The following is a 21,208-nucleotide window of genomic DNA, read 5'->3' as shown; positions in this document are numbered from 1 at the left end:
AATAAAAAGGGAGGTCATTTTGTGAATAAGTTATTTATTAATGGTCAGTTTGTTGAAAGTAAATCTACTGAAGATTTAGATGTTATTAACCCTGCGACTGAAGAGGTTATCGATACAGTGACTTTAGCGAATGAGGATGATGCTGAGAAGGCTATTAAAGGTGCTAATGCTGCTCAGTTGGAATGGGAAAAGGTTAATATTATTAAACGTGCAAAAATAGTTGAGGCATTGGCTGAAAAACTTGAGAAAAACAAAGATGAACTTGCTAAAATTTATGTAGAAGAGCAAGGTAAAATATATAGTTCTGCGATTGGGGAAATTGATAAGTCTATTGAATATATTAAATATATGTGTAGCTTAGCTAGAAAGAATAACGGTGTGGTTCTTCAAAGTGAGGTTGAAAATGAAACTGTTATTCTTACTAAAAAACCTGTAGGGACAACTGTCGGTATTATTCCATGGAACGCACCAATATTTGTATTAATGAGAAAGCTTATTCCGGCTCTTGTTACAGGTTGTTCTATTGTTGTAAAACCAAGTGAAGAAACACCTTTCGGAACTTTCAAAATAGCTGAATATATCCAAGAAACAGATATACCAGATGGACTTGTTCAAATTTTAACGGGTACTGGCTCAGATGTCGGCAATTATCTATCTCAAAGTAAAAATGTAGATCTTATTTCTATTACGGGCAGTATCGGAGCTGGAAAATCTGTTATGGAGAATGCAGCTAGTAATGTTAAAGGTGTAAACTTAGAACTTGGTGGTAAAGCACCAGCGATTGTAACGAAAAATGCAGATTTAGAAAAAGCTGCTGAATACATTGTACAAGCAAGAATTAATAATAGTGGTCAAGTATGTACATGTCCTGAGCGTATATATGTTGAAAAAGAAGTATTCAATGACTTTTTAGAAATCGTTAAGCGTAAAATGAAAGATGTTCGCCCTGGAGACCCTAATGATAAAGAAACAACGATGGGTTCAATGATTAACCAAAAACAATTATCAGCAGTAGATGACAAGGTACAAACTGCTATTAAGGAAGGTGCGAAAGTAGAATTAGGTGGTAATATAATAGATCGTAAAGGATTCTTCTATGAACCAACAGTGTTAACGAATTTATCTAAAGATTCTGTAGCGATGAAAGAAGAAATCTTTGGACCAGTATTACCGATTGTTAGTTATGACGCTTTCGACGAAGCCATAGATGAAGCGAACAATACTGAATATGGTCTTTCTTCTTATATATTTACTGAAAACCTAAAAGAAGCAATGTTAGCAAGTGAAAGATTAAAATTCGGAGAAGTATATGTTAATTGTGAAGCAGAAGAAGCAATTGTAGGTTATCATGCAGGATGGCGTCAATCAGGATTAGGTGGCGCAGATGGTATTAACGGATTTGAAGAATATTTAAATACGACAGTAACTTATATACGTTATGAATAAAATGAGTTAGGTATGAGAAATTGTTCTTAAAATAATCAGGCTGAGACATTAATAAATGTCTCAGCCTAATTTATTTGTAACGCTAAATAATTAGATTTTAGATCTCTTTCTCTTAACTAAAGCGAGGATTGATAATACTAATATACTGCCAATAATAACCCAGCCAAAGGATAAATAGATAATCATTATTCCAGGAATATCTTCTTTAAAAGAGATGAGGTTAGGGTATTTTGGGTTCGTTCCATTTGAAGCTATATACCTTGTAACGCCTAAGTAAACAAGGTGAAATAGTATGTTAACCCAAAGTGAGCCACTACAGTATTTGTATAACTGTAATGCAATACCAAATGTAAATATAAGAATAACGTAAGATATATTTATATCTAGAGATTTATTTAGGACGAAGCTCGTTACTGTTGTTGAGAACGTTGCTATACAAACAAATAATATTGGTTGAAGAAATGTTGTAACGATAAAACGGAATTTTTTACTTAACTCGTTTAATACTAAACCACGTATAAAAACCTCTTCAGGAAATGCTTCATATAAAAAAGCAGTAACAATATTTAATAATATAGCTGAGATAACTCCAGAAGATAAATTGAACTGAATGTCTCTAATTAATCCAAGCTGATAAGCAGATAATAACCCTAAAACAACTAATATAAAAGGCGTTAAAATAGCTGCTAATGTATATTTAGTAACTTTAAATTGAGTTAATGATAAAGATTTTAATATATCTTTATTTTTTCTTGAAATAATGAATAATGTTATTAATGTTGCTAATGAAAAGACAACACCTTGTACTATTACAGTCATATTCCAAGATAATAAATTTTGTTCATGAAAGAAATTACCGATAATACTTGAAAGAGAAAGTAATAATGAAGCTAATAATACATACCATATAAGGTGAAGAAGACTAAAATTTTTAGACATGAAAATTTTCTCCCTTAAGAATATATTGATTTTGCATTGAGTAATTAAATTATTTTTTCTTTATTAAGAAGTATAACTTAAACCAGATTTGTTTTATATGTTATGTTAAAATTTATAGTAAGTAAACGTTATCATATAAAGAATAGGGGTAAGGTAATGGCTTTTAATATTGAAACTTTAGATAAAGATAAAAATATTGATTTAATAACAATTTATGATGATTATTCAGAAATAAAATTCACGAACTTTGGTATGAGAATAGTCGATTGGAAAGTTAATGGCAAATCTATTGTATTAGGGCCGAATGCACAAGATGACTTAATTCAATATTATGAGGAAAATCCATATTTCTTTGGTGCTACAATCGGTCGATACGGTGGCAGGATTGATGGTGGAAAGTTTGAGTTAAACGGTCAAATGTATGAATTAGAACAAAATGATTCGGAGCATAATTTACACGGTGGTTCTAACGGATTACATACTCAAATTTGTGATTATGAAATTATAAATGAAGATGAAGCGGTCACTATCATATATAATGCTGAACTGTTATCAAAAAATGATCATTTCCCAGGTGATATTCAAATTAAAGTCTTCCATCGTTACGATTTATCAAAAATGGAGTGGACGATTAATTACGAAGCTACTAGTACAGAGGATACATTATTTAATCCGATGAATCACGTATACTTTAATTTAAATAACGTTGAACAAAGAATTGATAATCACGAAATTAAAAATGAAAATCTTCAAATGTACACATTGAATGATAAACAAATTGTTGAAAATGAAAAAACAGTAAATCTTAATGAAACGATTGATAAAAAATATTTATCTTTTAAAGATATATTTGAAAGTGGCATGGACCAAATAAAGAAATATAATGGAATAGACCATCCAATCAAAATAAATGAGGATACATTCACAGTAACAAATGGAGAAATGGAAGTTAGTATGACGACAGATAATGACGTTGTTGTTCTATTTACATCAAACGAAGTAGACTGGAATGACAGTAAAAATAGTATAGTCGAACACGGAGGCTTTACATTAGAAGCCCAATCCATTCCTGATGATATCCATTTATACGGTGAAAAAGCACCATCTATATTAAGAAAAGGAAAAACGTATAAAAGCGAGACAAGTTATAAGGTGAATGTAATATGAAAAATGATATCCAAAAATTGAAATTTTGGAACATAGATTGCTAATTCAAATAAATTCTCCCAGTCCAATGGATTGGGAGAATTTTATATATGATTTTGAAAGTGCATGCTTGCCTGGGGTATGGCTCGAGCCTGTAGTCTCTCACACATACTATTCCCCTAGGCGTCAGCACTTTACAAAATTTGTATAGATTATATATTTTATTTATAAAGTTGAAATCTATAAGTTAGTTCTTTAGATAATAAATTAATGATAATAAAAATGTATAATATTGCTATTAATGGCGCGTAAAAAGTCCACCAGTTTGTTGTTAATTCGTTTGAATGAAATCCTAGAAGACTACTTAATTCATTAATACTAGGCCGCTCTGTTATTTCACAAGCAGGTCCGTAGCAAACTTTAGCTCCTCCAAAAAATATTTTAAAAAATGCTAAATGAGTCATAACTAACAAAGTTTGGAATGAAATTCGTAAAAAAACAATAAAATATTGTGTTGTGACATTTGGTAAGACATGTTTAAAAAATATATGAAAATTGCTAGGGCTAATTGTATAAGCAACACTTATAAATTCTTTATTTAAAATGTATAATGTAGCATCTTTTATCAATATTGTTGTTGTAGGCGTCATTAAAATAATTAATATTATAATATTATAAAGAGCTCTATAACTAAAACTAGTAGAAAATCCATCAATTGTTTCATAGAGTAAAGGTTGTAATAAAATATAAGCTAAAATTGTTTGAGGTATATAAAACAATGCATTAGAAAAATATTTATAAAAACCAATATTTTTATTGTTAAAAGCTAAATAAGTACCAATAAAAATAGATATTAACATAGATAATGAAGCTATAATTATTATTAAAAATAAAGTTATTCTATAGCCTGATAAAACTTCGAACAGCATATTTTTTGATCCACTGTCAACGCCAAATAAAGCATGAAGACTCGGTGGAAATGGAGAACTCTTTATAATTTCGCCATTTGAATTATAAAGAAAATTTATAGTTTTTGGTGTGATTTTTAAAATGTCAAAATAAACTATACTTACACAAGCGGGTATTAATAATAAAATTAATAGTGTATATATTCTTTTCATCATAATCCCCCTTGAATGCCTGTCATTCTAGTTATTATCTTTTCTATAAATAATAAAGAAAGCGAAATAGGTATGTAAATTAAGATAAATGTTACAAATAACACTTCAGGATCGCCGTAGTCAAAAATAAAAGAAGACAGACCATGTATGTTAAAAATTCTTTCTAACAACAACAAACTTGAAAGTGTAATCCATATTATGTGTTTAAAGTTGATAAGATAGGAAATGGTTAAATTTCTCAAAATATGGTGATAAAACAACTCTTTTTTGGTTAACCCTTTAGATTTAGAAAATTGAATATAATTAGAATTTGATTCATCGTCTAAAATAGAGTTTAAATAAGTACTACTATTTACAAAAGGAATTATCGATAATACCAAAATAGGAAAGACTATAGCTTTATTTTGATAATCATCAGCTATATTAAACAACAAAATATCTGTATATTGATAAAAAATTACAACTAGTGAGATAGCGAAAGGAATATAAAAAATATCAGGAATTATCGATAAAAATGTATTTAATTTTACATAATATCTTTTAATAAATTTGTTAGAATATAGCAGGTAAGTAAAAATAAATGAAAAGATAAATGCTATTATGAGTGAAGAAAACAATATAATCAATGAGTTGATTAATGGCTCAATAAAAAAAGGGAATAGATTTCTATCTATATTAGAAATTTTATTTGTAAAAGTAATATCTTGAGGATGGAATATATAAGAAGATGTTTTTTTAACTGTTCTAATATATTTCGAAATATTGAATTGTTGATTTTCAAAAAGAGATGGCGTACAAGCTATTAATAAGAAAGTAATGATTGTAATTATAATATTTAATAACTTCGTCATAAGAATACACCTTTTTCTAAAAAATTATCAAAACAATTAAGTTTATAAAGGGTCTAAAATTACTATAGAGTAATTATAATATTAACATAATTCAGAAAAATTAGCGGTTTTTTCATTAAGTGTATAAATTTTTGTGATCATATACATGTCGGTATTGTTTATCTTTTCATTGGATACAAAACTAAAAAACTGACCTCATATTCAAATTGAGGTCATTTTTTTTATGTTCTAATTATGCTCTAACGTCTTTTACAATTTTACCGTCTATAGCTACGACTTTAATCTTGTTTGGATCTCTCAATACTGCGATATCCTCTAATGGGTTTTGTTCTAGTAAAATAAAGTCGGCTTTTTTACCTTCTTCGATTGTACCGAGTTCATCATCGTATCCTAAACATTCTGCAGCAACTTTAGTGGATGATACGATTGCTTCCATTTCAGTCATACCGTGCTCAACCATAAGCTCTAACTCTCTAAGGTTTGTACCGTGTTTGAATACACCTGCATCTGTGCCCATCGCGATTTTAACACCTGCTTGATGTGCTTTTTTGAAACTGTCGATATGATCTTGCATAACTTGTTTTGATTTATTGATTGAGTTTTCACTCATACCTAATTCAGTTGCGAATTCAATAACTGAAAGTGGAGCGAGTAGTGTCGGAACAAGATACATATCTTTTTCTTTCATGAGTTTAACAGCTTCATCGTCTAAATAAATTCCATGTTCAATTGAATGGATACCCGCTTCAATACATTGTTTAACGCCTTCTAAACCTTGAGCGTGCGCCATTACTTTACGATTATTTCTAAATTGTGCTTCTTCTACAATAACTTTTAATTCTTCTAATGAAAATTGTGTGTAGTCTGGATGATCGGTAGCACTTGTTACACCACCTGTTGCATGTACTTTAAGAACATCTGCTCCAGCTCTTAACATTTCACGAGCTTTTTTACGTACTTCCTGTACACCGTCACAAATTCCATTTGGCATACCTGGATATCCATCTTGTAAAATTGGTAGTTGGATACCAGATTTAGTATAGCTATCACCATGACCTCCTGTAATAGTTAATGCGTTCACACTAATTTGTAAGCGAGGTCCTAACACTAACCCGTCATTGACAGCTTCTTTTACGCCTAAATCCGCACCTAATGCATCTCGAACTGTTGTTACACCAGCATCAACTGTGCGTTTTAAATGATCCATTGCTTTATAGAAATTATATGAAAATGGAGTAGATAAACGGTTTTCAAGTGGTTCCATTTCTAGCATCACATGTACGTGGCTATCTATCATACCAGGCAATAAATATTGTCCTTTACCATCTAACGTATCTTCACCACTTAAATTTTGACCAATTTTAGTGATTACACCATTTTCGACTTTGATATCAACATTTTGTTGAACTTCATTCCCTGTACCATCAATTAAATTTATATTTTTTACAATCATGTTTTTTCCTCCTATGTTGTTAAATAAAGTTCATAAGAATAGATGTCAGAATAACAGAAGCTACTGTTACCGTCGTGAATCCGCCGATAATCATTGGACTCAGTAACTCGTTAAATACATCTTCACGTTCATCCTTATCGTCTGTAACTGAGCGACTTACTTCTTCACATAAAATAAAATCTCCCGGGAAACCATAAAGTGCTGTTAAAGCAACAGGTAACGCTTTAGTCGGTCTCCAACCGATTAATTTCGCTCCTACATAACCCCCGATTAAAATACCGATTGTACCGATGATAAGAATAGAAAGGATAGCAGGTAGGTACGCCCAAAGATCTTGAGGTTTGATACCACCCATTGAACCGATAACAATTAAAATAATTGTAACCATCATAATAGTGAACGATTGGTTATGTTGCATTTCTTTTTCTTCGAACAAGCCAATTTTTAAACCTATTACCCCGAATAGTAGGCTAAGAAGTGTATAGTGGATACCTGTAACACTACCAATAATGAAAGCAAGACTTGCTAAGAAGAACATAATAAATAATCTAATGACGTTATTTTGTAACAAAGGATTTTTGTTAAAAATATTTTCTTTTTTAGTTTTATCTTTATCAGAAATTGTTGCGACATTTTTATCATGTTCACGATTCTTAAGATAATAACGTGAATAACGTTTCATTAATATAGCACTTAGAGGCATACCAATTACGCCTTGTAATGCCTGAACAATTGCAGGTAATACAATTAAATTAGCTAAACCTAAGTCTTGTAACTTTTCAACTGTAATAAGTAGAGCTACAATACCGCCTGCAATAGGCCCTACACCAGAAGCTGCAGTACGAAAATCGAACATTAACGTTACAAAAACAAGAATTAATGTTGTAGAACCGATAATACCGAATACAGAAATAACAACAGCTTTCCATTGTGATTTTAGAATGTGTAACGGCATCATTGTCCCCATATGCATAATAACTGGTCCAATAACAAGCGCACCAAGCGAAGGTAATATGGCGTTATCTAAAATTTTCTCGGGTAATACTCCGGCCCATGTTAATAACAAATAACTGACCATTGCTGTTAATAACATTGGAACACGCGCTTTAGTTAAATAAGAGATGATTTCTCCTAAAACAATTAGTGCAAATAAAATAGTTGCTGAAATTAGTGGTTCACTCACCATAACCTTCACTTCCTTTTCTTTATAATGAAATCGATTTTAGCACATTAGAATACATTAGTTAATAGTATATTCTAAATATTTAGAATATATAGATAAATATTACACTTATAATTTGATTTCATATTTATAAAGAATAGTAATAGTAATATTATGAATGAGAATAGAGCGAGTGAGGATGCTTAGTTAGAAAAATTTGTAGATGAAGATGCCCTTATTGTCAATTCTTCACAAACGTGTCAACAAGGGTGCCCTTATTGTCAATTCTTCACAAACGTGTCAACAAGGGTACTCTTATTGCCGATTCTTCGCAAACGTGTCAACAAGGGTGCCCTTATTGTCAATTCTTCACAAACGTGTCAACAAGGGTGCACTTATTGTCAATTCTTCGTAAACGTGTCAACAAGGGTACTCTTATTGTCAATTCTTCATAAACGTGTCAACAAAACCTTTTATACATACAAAAACAGGCGAACCCATATAACATGAAGGGCTCACCTGTTTATTCTATAAACTATTAATGTTTAGCAGTTTTTCTGTTTTTATTAATGTAATATACGCTTACTAATAAGATAATCCATAATGGTGAATATATCAAAGCTGTTCTTGTATCTTCTGCTAAGAATAAAACGACGAGTACAAATGCGAAGAAGATTAATGACAAGTATGATCCGATAACACCGAATGGGTTCTTGAATTTTGATTTTTTGTGTAATGCTGCATCTTCTTTTCTATATTTTATATAACAAATTAAAATTACTGACCAAATAAAGATGAAGAATATTGTTGCAAGTGTTGTGACGAGTGTAAATACATCGTCTGGAATAAAGTAATTTAATATTGCAGCGAAGAATAATACTACGCCTGAGAAAATTAGAGCAGGATATGGCACACCGCGTTTGTTTGTTTTGCTTAATCCTTCTGGTGCATGTCCTGTTTGACCAAGTCCATAGACCATACGGCTATTACTAAATAATCCGCTGTTTGCTGCACTTGCTGCTGATGTTAATACAACAAAGTTTACAATACCTGCAGCTGCTGGTATACCTGCTAATACGAATAAATTAACGAACGGACTTTCTGTTGCAGAAACTTTATTCCAAGGTGTAATACTCATAATAATGAGCAAACTTAATACGTAGAAAATTAATATACGGATACCTATTGAATTCACAGCTTTAGGTAAATTCTTTTCAGGATCTTTCGTTTCTCTAGCTGTTACACCTACAAGTTCAATACCTACAAAGCTGAACACCGCCATTTGAAAGGCGAGTAAGAATCCCATCGGACCATTCGGGAAGAAACCACCGTGTGTGTATAAGTTATGGAACCCAGATTGAATACCAGTAGTTGATTTGAAACCAGTAAATATTAACCAGAATCCAATCACTATTAATAACACAATAGCGATTACTTTAATTAATGCGAACCAAAATTCGATTTCGCCAAATAATTTAACTGTTAATAAGTTTAAACCTAATAAGATGACTACAGTTGCGATAGCAGAAACGTAAGAGGGTATACTTGGATACCAAAATTGTATGTATTTTGCTACTGCGGTAATATCTGCAATACCTGTTGCTACCCAACAGAACCAATAAGTCCAACCAGTTAAAAATCCAAATAAATGTCCTAAATAATGTTCGGCTATATCTGTGAACGAATTATATTCACTGTTAGATAATAGTAACTCTCCTAATGCTCTCATCATTACAAATAGGAAAAATCCTATAATAATATATACTAATAAAATTGATGGACCGGCTAATGAAATACTTTTACCAGCTCCAAGAAACAGGCCAGTACCAATTGCGCCACCAATTGCAATCAACTGAATATGTCGACTGGACATACTCCGTTGTAACTCATGATTATCCATTTATTTCAGCTCTCCTTAATCTAAAAAAACACATGTGAAAATTTGTATAACAAATTTCAATATAAAAAGCATTATACTACGAAATTTAGAAAAAAACATAAGAAATTATATTTATACATTGTTTACAATTTTTTTAAGGATTAGAACCATGTCAATGTAAGCGTTTAACATATTATTTTTTAATAATTTGTGATAGGTAACGTATAAATAACATTAAAGGTACATAAATATTACTAGGATAATCATGAAAACACTTATATTAATATAGGAAAATCAGTGACATAAAACCAATATTTAAAATAGCTTACTTCTACATAGATACTATCCAAAAATGAAATACAGACCGATAAAATAAAAATAACGAACCGCAAACGCAAAATACAGTCCGATAAAATAAAAATATCGAACCGCAAATAAAAAAGCTGAGACATAAAATGTATGCCTCAGCTTAACCAGTATATTATTTTCTGTCCCAATATCTTGCGCGATCAAATGCTTTTACGATTGTTTCTGGTTCGTCAGATACAAATACACCAGGAGCATCAATTTTTAATTTTGCATTTCCTAATCCTTGGGATGCTGCTTTGTTTACAATCAATGGTTTATTGTGTTTGTAAGTGAGCTCAACGAATTCTTCTACTTGAGGCTTAATGTCACTGCCGTCTGATAATACGATTGTACTATCGAATAATGTTGAGTGTGCAGTGTCAAATGTCTCAGTAATACCAAAGTCTTCGCTTAAGTTCTCAGGATATTGACCTACAAATGCATAGTTTAAGTCGTTTTCAGCAAATGTTTTCGCGTAAGATTTTAATGTGTCTACATCGATATTTCCATTTACTAATACTGCAACTGAATGTGCTGCAATTGGAATATCATATTTTTCCATTGTTAATTGGCTATCTTTCGCATCAGATTGAACTTCTTCATTTTCTTCAGGAACTTCAACGCCAACGTTTTTCGCAACTCGTTCTGCTAATGTGCGATCGACTTTATTTAATTGGTTTACAGCGTTTTGTTTAACCATTATAGAATTACACATACCAATTTCGAATGAGAAACCATCAACAGTATGGTCATATTCTGCTTGGCTTAAACTGTTTAAATAAAGTTTTGCTTGGCTATAATAATCTTTAAAGCTTTCGCTTCGTTTTCGTATTTTATGACCTTCAACTTTTTCTTGATAGTGTTCATAACCGCCTTCTTCTTTCGGTGTAGGATGTGGGTCGTTATTGTTTAATGCATTTTTATGATAAGCAACTTGTCCAGAGTTGATATTCATTTGATGCATTGCATCTCTTTGGTTGTTATGAACTTCATTTACAGGTCTATTAATTGGTATTTGATTAAAGTTTGGTCCACCTAATCTTGAAATTTGCGTATCTGTGTATGAGAATAAACGACCTTGTAATAATGGGTCATTTGAAAAGTCGATACCTGGAACAATATGACCTGGATGGAATGCTGCTTGTTCTGTTTCATCGAATACGTTTGAAACGTTACTATTAAGCGTCATTTTACCTACAACTTCAATTGGTACTTGGTCTTCTGGCCAAATTTTTGTAGGGTCTAAAATATCAAAATCAAAGTCGAATTCTTGTTCTGGTTTAATAACTTGTAGCGCTAATTCCCATTCAGGATAGTCACCTTTTTCAATAGATTCATAAAGATCTTTACGGTGGAAGTCTACGTCTTTACCGTGAAGGATTTGTGCTTCGTCCCAAACTAATGATTCTAATCCGTGTAATGGTTTCCAATGGAATTTCACGAAGTAAGATTGTCCTTCACTGTTAACAAGGCGGAACGTGTGTATACCAAAACCTTCGATTTGTCTAAAGTTTTTAGGAATACCACGGTCACTCATAGCCCAAACTGTAGTATGCGTACTTTCTGGATTTTGCGCAAAGAAGTCCCAAAATGTGTCATGTGCAGTACCACCTTGTGGCATCTCATTATGAGGTTCAGGTTTAACTGCATGAATTAAGTCAGGGAATTTTATAGCATCTTGAATAAAGAATACAGGAATATCGTTACCTACTAAATCGAAAATACCTTCATCAGTATAGAATTTTGTCGCAAATCCGCGCACGTCTCTTACAGTGTCTGGTGAACCTTTAGAACCTTGAACTGTTGAAAATCTTACAAATACGGGTGTCGTTTTCTCAGGATGAGTTAGAAAGTCGGCTGAAGTATATTGTGACAAGTCTTTATAAACTTGGAATTCACCGTGGGCACCGAAACCCCTAGCATGTACAATACGTTCTGGAATACGTTCATGGTCAAAGTGCATGATTTTTTCTCTAAAATGAAAGTCCTCTAGTAAACTAGGACCACGTTCACCAACTGTTAACGTGTTTTCATCTTCACTCACTTTAACGCCATTATTTGTCGTCATTGCCTTACCGTCATTGCTTTTAGTTACTTCATCAATTTGTTCTTTCTTTTTGTTACTCAACTCTAAGCCCCCCTAAATATATGATATTAATGTTATTCCCGTTAAAAATTTTAAGAAACATTTATATAGGAAAGAATAAGGAGTTTTCAAAATATAACGGCGCTTCCTCTATTAGTGGAAAATAGTTGTATCGATATGAAAGCGTATACAATATACAATTGAATTATAAATCAAAGGGGGAAGAAAAAATGAAAAATATTTTATTAGCATGTTCAGCAGGAATGTCTACAAGTCTTTTAGTAACTAAGATGGAAGAAGCGGCTGAAAAGCAAGATATAAATGTAAATATAAAAGCGATGTCTAGTGACAATGCTTTCCACTCACTTGAAGATTATGATGTGTTATTAATAGGTCCACAAATGAGATTTATGAGAAAGAAATTTTTAAAAGCAGCTGAAGACAAAGGTCTTAATTTACCAATTGAAGCAATTGATTCCGTTAGTTATGGAAGAATAGATGGTGAAGGCGTATTAAAACAAGCTTTATCATTACTGGAAGAGTAGGTGATAAATATGCAAAATACATTTATGGAGAAATTGGAAGATGTCTTATTGCCAATAGCAGACAAATTAAACAACAATAAATACTTAGCATCATTAAGAGATGGCTTTATGGTAGCACTGCCATTGATTATATTCGGGTCTATATTTATTGTAATAGCAAACTTTCCATTTTTAGATAAAATACTTTCAGAAAGCCAGTTTACAGCTTGGCAAAATGCTATAAGTCCAGCTTCGGACGCGACGCTCTCGATTATGGGATTATTCGTGATTATAGGAATAGGTTATAAATTAACCCAGCGGAATGAGTTAGAAGGTATTTATGGAGCAGTAACAGCTTTAAGTGCTGTTTTAATACTAACACCACAAGTTGTAGGTAAAACAGAAGGAGTTATACCTACAGAAATACTAGGAGCTAAAGGTATGTTCCTAGGTATAATTGTTTCGATTATTAGTGCCGAACTGTATAGTTACTTCACTAAAAAAGATATAACAATAAAAATGCCGAACGGTGTGCCGGATCAAGTAGCGAAATCGTTTAGTGCATTATTACCTGTTGCCTTTACTTTAACGATATTCGTAGTACTTAAAATTGTAGTAGCTTTAACACCGTTCGAAACGTTACAAAATTTAATTTATACAATAGTGCAAGAACCATTAACTGCTTTAGGAAGAGGCTTACCAGCAACAATTGTAGCAGTACTATTCATTCAAGTATTCTGGTTCTTCGGTTTACATGGACAAATTATTGTAAATACAGTTTTCGATCCAATTTGGTATTCATTAAATAATGAGAACCTTGCAGCATTTAAACAAGGTGTAGAACTACCGAACATCATTACTAAACAGTTTATTGATACATTTTTAGTAGGCATGGGAGGTACTGGTGGAACTTTAGCAGTCGTACTTGGTATTTATCTACTTTGTAGAAGTAAACAAAATAAAGAAATTGCTAAATTAGGTACGCCAGCTTCTATATTTAACGTAAATGAACCGATTTTATTTGGTTTACCTATCATTATGAACCCTTTAGTTATTTTACCTTGGATTTTATCACCAGTTATCATAACGATTGTAAGTTATACATCAATGTACTTAGGACTAGTACCGAAACCATCCGGTGTAATCGTACCATGGACTACACCAATATTTATTAGTGGTTATTTAGCTACAGGTAACTCGTGGCAAGGTGCGATGTTACAGCTAGTGAATTTAGTCATAACATTTGTTATCTGGTGGCCATTCTTAAAATTATTAGATAAAAACTATTTAAGACAAGAAAAAGAAAATTAAAATATGGAGGAAAATTTATGACAGTTTCAATTAACGAAAAGGCATTTCAAATAATATTATATGGTGGGAATGGTCGCTCAAGTGCAATGGAAGCTATCCAATGTGCTAAAGAAAGAAACTTTAAAGAAGCAGAAATGCTTATTTCAGAGGCTGAAAAAGAAATAAATAAAGCTCATAAATTTCAAACAGAATTATTACAAGATGAAGCTAATGGTGAAAGTAGTGAGTTGAATTTATTGCTTATCCATTCTCAAGATCACTTAATGAACGCTATAACAGTAAAAGATTTAGCAAATGAAATGGTAGATTTATATAAGGAGATGAAATCATGACAAAATATATATTTCCAAATGATTTTTGGTGGGGTAGTGCAGCAAGCGCAACGCAAACAGAAGGAACAGATTCAATTAAGGATAAAACAATTTGGGATAAGTGGTATGAAGAAGAACCAAATCGCTTTTTTAACAATGTAGGTCCTAATACAACTTCAGACTTTTATAACAGATATAAAGAAGATATTAAGTTAATGAAAGAAACGGGACATAATTCATTTAGACTTTCAATTTCATGGACTAGATTAATCAACCAAGATACGAACGAAGTAAATGATAATGCTGTTCAATTCTATAATGATGTGATTAATGAATTGAAAGCTAATAATATCGAACCATTTGTTAACTTATATCATTTTGATATGCCTTATAAAAAGCAAGAACAAGGTGGATTTGAATCATTAAGTGTCGTTAATGATTACGTGAATTACGCTGTGAAATGTTTTGAATTGTTTGGTGATCGCGTTAAATATTGGTTCACATTCAATGAACCAATCGTTCCAGTAGAAGGGGGATATTTATACGATTTCCATTATCCTAATATTGTAGATGCCAAACGAGGTTTCCAAGTAGCATTTAATACGGTTCTAGCTAATGCTAAAGTAATAAAAGCTTTCAAAGAAAATGATTTTCAAGGTAAAATCGGCATTATTTTAAACTTAACGCCTTCTTATCCAAGAAGTCAAAATGAAGCGGATTTAAAAGCAGCTAAAATTGCTGATTTATTCTTTAATAAGAGTTTCTTAGATCCTGTAACAAAAGGGAAATACCCAGCAGAATTAGTCGATATATTAAAGGAACATGATTTAGTTCCTCGTTATCAACAAGAAGACTTAGCATTAATAGAGCAGTATACAATCGACTTGTTAGGTGTTAACTATTATCAACCTAGAAGAGTAAAAGCTAGAGATACAATGCCTAATCCTGAAGCACCATTTCTACCAGAATATTATTTCGATAATTATGAAATGCCTGGCCGAAAAATGAACCCTTATAGAGGATGGGAGATTTACCCTAAAGGTATATACGATATTATGGTTAACCTTAAAGAAAACTATAACAATATTGAAAGCTTTATATCTGAAAATGGCATGGGTGTTGAGAATGAAAAACGCTTCATCGAAAATGGTGAAATCAATGATGTATATAGAATCGACTTTGTAAAATCACATTTGATATGGTTAAATAAAGCAATACAAGAGGGTGCAAATTGTACGGGATATCACATGTGGACATTCATGGATAATTGGTCTTGGATGAATGCCTATAAAAATAGATATGGCTTTGTATCAGTAAATATAGAAAATGGCGAAAGAACAATCAAACAAAGTGGGAAATGGTTTAAGGAATTAGCTTCAAGTAATGAAATAATTGACTAATATGAGGTAAAAATAGAGTATATTAGGAGAGAATATGATGCAAATCAGACATCTCAACATCGTGAAAATATTGTATCAGCATCAAAAGGAATATATTACGAGCAATGCAATCGCTAAATTATTAGGTTTGTCATCAAAAACAATTAGAACCCAAATAAAAGAAATAAATGAAGAAAGTGAAGCTTTTGGATTTCTTATTCAAACTAAGAAGTCCAAAGGCTATAATCTTTTTATTATAGATGAGGGTTTATTTAATTATTTCTTAAATGAAAGATATTTAAAAGATGAAAACTTAAATTTTAACAATCAAGATAGTAGAATACGATTTATTATGAGAAAACTATTGCTCTCTAATGATTATACAAAAATAGAATCTTTAAGTGAAAATATGTTTGTAAGTACGGGAACACTTAAAAATGATATGAATGAAATTAGGCAAATATTAAACAAATATGAAATTGAAATTGTCAGCCGTCCAAACTATGGTATGAAAATTATAGGCAAAGAATTTCAAATAAGGTATGCAATAGCAGAATTTCTATTAAATAATCAGCAAAGTGATATTGGTTTTTCAGAACAAGATACATCTAGTGTCAAAAACCAGCTTGTTAAACTATTAAAAATTTATAACATAGAAATTCCTGAAGTGAAATTAGATAATTTAGTGACACATATTAATATTGCAGTCGTGAGAATGAGAAATAATTCAATGATCGAACAGAAATTTCAAATAGAAGAACAACCTTTATCTACTGAATTAAAACATTTCTTTGATGATATGGTTCATTTTATTGAAGAACGTTTTAATTTAATACTACCCAAAAAAGAAATAGAGTATTTATATATTCATTTTGTTTCTACTGGAATAATGAATGAAGTTTCGAATATTCCAAGAAATGAAGAAGTAGATAAAATGATTCAACACATGCTTGATAATGTACAACGTGTTTTCTATTTAGATTTGCAATCAGATGAAGCTTTAAAAGAAAATATATACCTCCACCTATTAACATCTATAAACAGATATAAATATAAGATGAATATAAGAAATCCTATGTTAGAAGAAATTAAACAAAATTATCCTTTTGCATTTGATATTGGAGTTGTAGCAAGTAAAATGATTGAAAAAGATTTGAAAGTCCAAGTTTCTGAAAGTGAAATAGGTTACTTAGCATTACATTTTGAAATGGCTTTAAATAGAAATAACATAGACGAGAAGAAATTAAATATCATACTTGTATGTAATTCTGGGTTAACGAGTTCACAACTCATTAAATATAAATTGATACAGAATTTTGGTAATCAGATTCAAATCACTGAAATCATTGAATTATATAATATCGAAAAGGCTAACATTAATAAAGCTGATATCATTATTTCAACTGTGCCTATCAACCATGATATTAATATACCGATTTTGTATGTTAGCCCCATTCTTTCACAAAATAATATCAATATGATTCAACGTTACATTGATTTAAAACCTTTAGATAATAAAGAACAATTAATTAAAATGCTAGAATTAAATAAAGATTTCAATAACAAAGATGACGTTTTGAATTATTTGAATGAATATTTAACAGATCAAAAATTAATAGAAGAAGGGTTTTTACAAAGTATTATTGAAAGAGAAAAATATGCTTCTACTGCTTATGGAAATTTAGTAGCAATTCCTCATCCAGTAATGCCATTAGCTAAACAATCATTTGTATTTATGATGACAATGAAAAAGCCAATAGCATGGGATGATAAAGAAGTACAAATTATATTTTGCCTAGGATTAAAAAAGAATACGACTATTAATTTGGAGAAGGTCTACCAAAACTTAACAGATATTATCAATGATTATAGTAGTGTGCTTAAATTGCTTGAATCCAATAATGACAAAGAATTTTGGAAGTACTTTTCTTTTTAATGTATTAATTAAAGGATTATAAGAATTATTTTTGGAGTGGGACAGAAATCTTGTTTTGTTAAAAGGTTTCATAGTCTCGCTCTCTTTTTTTTACTTAAAATTTGACCACTCTGGTCGAAAGTTGTATGATGTAGTCGACCAAAGTGGTCTAATGAAATTGAGAAGGTGTTTATATGAGTGATACTTTTTATAATTTAGATAAAGCAAAAAGGCAGAAAATCATAAATGCTAGCCTTTTAGAGTTTGCTAGTCATGGTTTTAGTCGTAGTTCAACAAATCGTATTGTTCAAGAAGCGGGCATTGGTAAAGGTATGCTCTTTTATTATTTTGAGAATAAGGCTGGATTATTTAAGTTTTTAGTCGATTATTGTTTAGAGTTTATTGAGCGTTATTATTTTGAACAAATAGATATGGATGAGAAGGATATATTTAAACGCTTAGTACACCAAACGAGGATAAAGTCGGATTTATTTACAATGCATCCTAGCATGTCTCAATTTTTATCAAAAGTAGTTATTGATAAAGATAATTTTCAACACATCACGGAAGGACAAAAAGAGTATATCGTAAACTTACAGAACAAGGTTCAGTCTCAATTATTTGATGATATAGATACATCATTATTTAGGGATGACTTGGATGTTAATCAATCTGTTAAAATAATTCAATTTTCAATTGCAGGTTTATCTGAATCTATTATGGCTAGGGTAACGGATGAAATGATTAATTCGAATGACTACAGTATTTTTTACGAAGAATTTGATGCGTATATAAATGAAATGAGAAAAATATTCTATAAAGGATCGTGAATAGTTATGACTTTGTTAAAGATAAATAATATTACAAAATCATTTGGTAAGTTTCAAGCATTAAAAGGCGTTGATTTTACAGTTGAAGAAGGAGAAATATTTGGTTTTATCGGTCCAAATGGTTCAGGGAAATCTACGACGATTAAAGCCATTTTAGGTATGCTAAAGACAAACTCCGGTTCTATAGAGGTATTTGGTAAGGACGCTTGGAAAGATGCCGTAACGATTCATAGTGATATCGCTTATGTACCTGGTGACGTGAACTTATGGCCTAATTTAACAGGTGGTGAAGTCATAGATTTATTTTTAAAATTGAGTGGCACATATGATGTGAAGAAAAGGGATGAATTGATTAAAAAATTTGATTTAGACCCTACGAAAAAATGCGGTTCTTATTCTAAAGGTAATCGTCAAAAAGTCGCGCTTATTTCAGCTTTTACTACAGATGCTAAATTACTTATTTTAGATGAACCAACTTCAGGGCTAGATCCACTTATGGAACAAGTCTTTCAAGAATGTGTATTAGAAAAGAAAAAAGAAGGTAAAAGTGTGTTACTTTCCAGTCATATATTGAGTGAAGTAGAACAATTATGTGATCGCGTAGGTATCATTAGAAAAGGCGAAATTGTAGAAATGGGCACATTAGACGATTTAAGACATTTAACAAGAATGCACTTTGTTGTTCAATCTAAAGAGCGATTGGATGGATTGAAAGAACAAAGAGGTATTCACGATGTAGTGATTGAAGATGGTGTATACCATTTTCAAGTTGACTCAGAATGTGTTTCTGAAGTAATTAAATATTTAAGCCAATTTGAATTGTTGAAATTAGAAAGCATGCCTCCAACATTAGAAGATTTATTTATGAGACATTATGGCGAAGATATTGAAAGAGGTGAGTAATCATGCATAATCTCTTTAATGGTTTAGGGAAATTAACAGCATTTTATTTAAAGACAAATAAGTGGAAAATGTTATTTTGGGTGATTGGTATAGTTACATTAACGCTTATTATACCTCCGACTTTTGAAAGTATGTATCCTAATAAATCTGATATGCAACCAATTGTAGAAACTTCTCAAAACCCTGCGATGGAAGCTATGTTAGGTCCAGGTAAGTTTGAACATGTATCAGTAGGTGTGTTGTTTACGCATGAAATGCTTTTATTTACAGGCATACTTGTAGCGATTATGAGTATATTACTTGTCGCAAAAGATACAAGAGGAGATGAATCTACTGGTAGGATTGAAATGATTAGAGCACTTCCAATAGGTAAGATGTCACCTTTAATTAGCTCAATGATGAACATGATTATTGTGAACTTAGCGATAGGCATTTTAATAACGATAACACTACCGCTATTAAATATTGAAAGTATCGATGTGAAAAGTTCATTGTTGTACGGTTTATCGCTAAGTATGATTGGTATACTTTTTGGTTTGATAGCAACATTATTTGCTCAACTTGTTGAAACAACTAGTAATGTAACAGGACTAAGCATCTCAGTATTACTATTAAGTTATTTAATACGCGCAATAGGAGATGTATTAAACGATAGTATTTCGATGATCTCGCCTTTAGGATGGCTAACGCGTACATTTGCCTTTTCAGAAAACAATTGGTGGCCGTTAGTGCTCATGTTTATTGTCGGTATAATATTAATTATGATTACAATGTATCTATACCTTAATAGAGATTTAGAATCTGGATTGTTGCCATCTAAACCAGGTAATAAATATGCTAAAAAATATTGGTTATCGCCAATTGGCATGCAAATCAAATTATATAAAGTCGGAATTATTTCCTGGGCAATTGGTATGTTTATATTTGGTGCCTCATACGGCTCAGTCTTTGGTGAAATGGACGACTTTATTAGTGATAATGAAATGCTTAAGAAAATGCTAGCGGGTAGTGGAGATAACTATATTGAGTCATTTTTACCTACATTAATGGTTATTATGGCAATTGTTGCTACAATACCGGCTATTATGAGCCTTTATAAAATTAAAAACGAGATCAATACGCAAAGAATTGAAAATATATTTGCAAAACCTGTTTCAAGAACGTATTATTTTTCGGGTTTTATAGTTATAAGCTTAATAAATGCTGTTATGATGATTTTCTTGGCATCATTAGGTATGTATATTGCTCAAGCATCTGTCTTAGATAATCCATTTACTTTTTGGACAATGATTAAGTCAGGCATTGTTTATATACCTGCAATTATCACATTTGTAGGTATAGGTGTACTTCTAATAGGGTGGTTAAATAAAGGGCATTTCATTGTTTATTTATATTTAGGTTATACATTCTTTGTAGTATATCTTGGACAATTATTAGATGTTAAAGAATGGTTGAAAAATTTAACACCATTTCAACATATACCAGAAATTCCTGTAGATAAAATGGATTATACGGGTATAAGTATATTAATAGTTATTTCTATCATTATGATTATTGTCGGTTTGATTGGCTTTAGAAGAAAAGATATTTCTTAAAGGGGATGT

At 31.2% G+C, this 21,208-nt stretch carries 17 protein-coding genes; 10 read left to right on the top strand and 7 right to left on the bottom strand.

Annotated features, from left to right (window positions below; all coding sequences use genetic code 11):
* Nucleotides 1–21: 21 nt before the first annotated feature.
* Nucleotides 22–1,446 (top strand): aldehyde dehydrogenase, encoded by a 1,425-nt coding sequence (gene aldA / locus ACNMOQ_RS12780; RefSeq protein ID WP_416349969.1) that lies wholly within the window; start codon nt 22–24, stop codon nt 1,444–1,446.
* Nucleotides 1,447–1,536: 90 nt separating this feature from the next.
* Here aldA and ACNMOQ_RS12775 read toward each other — a convergent pair whose 3' ends face one another.
* Complete coding sequence (locus ACNMOQ_RS12775) at nt 1,537–2,385, bottom strand: CPBP family intramembrane glutamic endopeptidase (RefSeq protein WP_416349968.1); 849 nt, start codon at nt 2,383–2,385, stop codon at nt 1,537–1,539.
* Between the two features lie 156 nt (nt 2,386–2,541).
* Here ACNMOQ_RS12775 and ACNMOQ_RS12770 point away from each other — a divergent pair, with 156 nt between their 5' ends.
* On the top strand, nt 2,542–3,552 hold the full coding sequence (locus ACNMOQ_RS12770; RefSeq protein WP_416349967.1) for an aldose epimerase family protein: 1,011 nt from the start codon (nt 2,542–2,544) through the stop codon (nt 3,550–3,552).
* A gap of 200 nt (nt 3,553–3,752) precedes the next feature.
* On the opposite strand, the gene ACNMOQ_RS12765 is transcribed toward ACNMOQ_RS12770, so the two are convergent.
* The 6 genes from ACNMOQ_RS12765 to ACNMOQ_RS12740 form a co-directional block, all read right to left on the bottom strand.
* Complete coding sequence (locus ACNMOQ_RS12765) at nt 3,753–4,652, bottom strand: ABC transporter permease subunit (protein ID WP_416349966.1); 900 nt, start codon at nt 4,650–4,652, stop codon at nt 3,753–3,755.
* The gene (locus ACNMOQ_RS12760) at nt 4,652–5,503 is read right to left on the bottom strand and encodes an ABC transporter permease subunit (protein WP_016999337.1); all 852 of its coding nucleotides are present in this window, start codon (nt 5,501–5,503) and stop codon (nt 4,652–4,654) included. The genes ACNMOQ_RS12765 and ACNMOQ_RS12760 overlap by 1 nt, the downstream gene beginning before the upstream one ends.
* Nucleotides 5,504–5,735: 232 nt before the next feature.
* Nucleotides 5,736–6,956 (bottom strand): metal-dependent hydrolase family protein, encoded by a 1,221-nt coding sequence (locus tag ACNMOQ_RS12755; protein ID WP_016999338.1) that lies wholly within the window; start codon nt 6,954–6,956, stop codon nt 5,736–5,738.
* 19 nt (nt 6,957–6,975) lie between these two features.
* Nucleotides 6,976–8,142 carry a hypothetical protein gene (locus ACNMOQ_RS12750; protein ID WP_135022079.1) on the bottom strand — a complete coding sequence of 389 codons (1,167 nt, stop codon included), beginning with the start codon at nt 8,140–8,142 and terminating at the stop codon, nt 6,976–6,978.
* Nucleotides 8,143–8,656: 514 nt separating this feature from the next.
* Nucleotides 8,657–10,018: an amino acid permease gene (locus tag ACNMOQ_RS12745; protein WP_416349965.1), complete on the bottom strand. Its 1,362-nt coding sequence runs from the start codon at nt 10,016–10,018 to the stop codon at nt 8,657–8,659.
* Nucleotides 10,019–10,478: 460 nt separating this feature from the next.
* Nucleotides 10,479–12,473: a catalase gene (locus tag ACNMOQ_RS12740; protein ID WP_016999341.1), complete on the bottom strand. Its 1,995-nt coding sequence runs from the start codon at nt 12,471–12,473 to the stop codon at nt 10,479–10,481.
* Nucleotides 12,474–12,661: 188 nt separating this feature from the next.
* Between ACNMOQ_RS12740 and ACNMOQ_RS12735 the strand changes: the two genes are divergently transcribed.
* The 8 genes from ACNMOQ_RS12735 (at nt 12,662) to ACNMOQ_RS12700 (ending at nt 21,199) form a co-directional block, all read left to right on the top strand.
* Complete coding sequence (locus tag ACNMOQ_RS12735; RefSeq protein WP_016999342.1) at nt 12,662–12,976, top strand: PTS sugar transporter subunit IIB; 315 nt, start codon at nt 12,662–12,664, stop codon at nt 12,974–12,976.
* Nucleotides 12,977–12,985: 9 nt separating this feature from the next.
* Nucleotides 12,986–14,266, top strand: coding sequence for a PTS cellobiose transporter subunit IIC (gene celB, locus ACNMOQ_RS12730; RefSeq protein WP_064211230.1), 1,281 nt, complete (start codon nt 12,986–12,988; stop codon nt 14,264–14,266).
* A 17-nt stretch (nt 14,267–14,283) separates the two neighbouring features.
* Complete coding sequence (locus ACNMOQ_RS12725; protein WP_016999344.1) at nt 14,284–14,598, top strand: PTS lactose/cellobiose transporter subunit IIA; 315 nt, start codon at nt 14,284–14,286, stop codon at nt 14,596–14,598.
* Entirely contained in the window at nt 14,595–15,977 is a 1,383-nt protein-coding gene (locus ACNMOQ_RS12720; protein WP_416349964.1) for a glycoside hydrolase family 1 protein, read from the top strand. Before ACNMOQ_RS12725 ends, ACNMOQ_RS12720 begins: the two co-directional genes overlap by 4 nt.
* Before the next feature lie 37 nt (nt 15,978–16,014).
* On the top strand, nt 16,015–17,892 hold the full coding sequence (locus tag ACNMOQ_RS12715) for a BglG family transcription antiterminator (RefSeq protein WP_416349963.1): 1,878 nt from the start codon (nt 16,015–16,017) through the stop codon (nt 17,890–17,892).
* A 173-nt stretch (nt 17,893–18,065) separates the two neighbouring features.
* Nucleotides 18,066–18,701, top strand: coding sequence for a TetR/AcrR family transcriptional regulator (locus ACNMOQ_RS12710; protein WP_016999347.1), 636 nt, complete (start codon nt 18,066–18,068; stop codon nt 18,699–18,701).
* Between the two features lie 6 nt (nt 18,702–18,707).
* Nucleotides 18,708–19,604: an ABC transporter ATP-binding protein gene (locus tag ACNMOQ_RS12705; protein WP_016999348.1), complete on the top strand. Its 897-nt coding sequence runs from the start codon at nt 18,708–18,710 to the stop codon at nt 19,602–19,604.
* Between the two features lie 2 nt (nt 19,605–19,606).
* Entirely contained in the window at nt 19,607–21,199 is a 1,593-nt protein-coding gene (locus tag ACNMOQ_RS12700; protein ID WP_416349962.1) for an ABC transporter permease, read from the top strand.
* Nucleotides 21,200–21,208 lie beyond the last annotated feature (9 nt).

The organism is Mammaliicoccus lentus, assembly GCF_947036595.1.
GTDB lineage: Bacteria > Bacillota > Bacilli > Staphylococcales > Staphylococcaceae > Mammaliicoccus > Mammaliicoccus lentus.
Note: the sequence above shows the minus strand (reverse complement) of the source record. Positions and strands in the feature narration are given on the sequence as shown.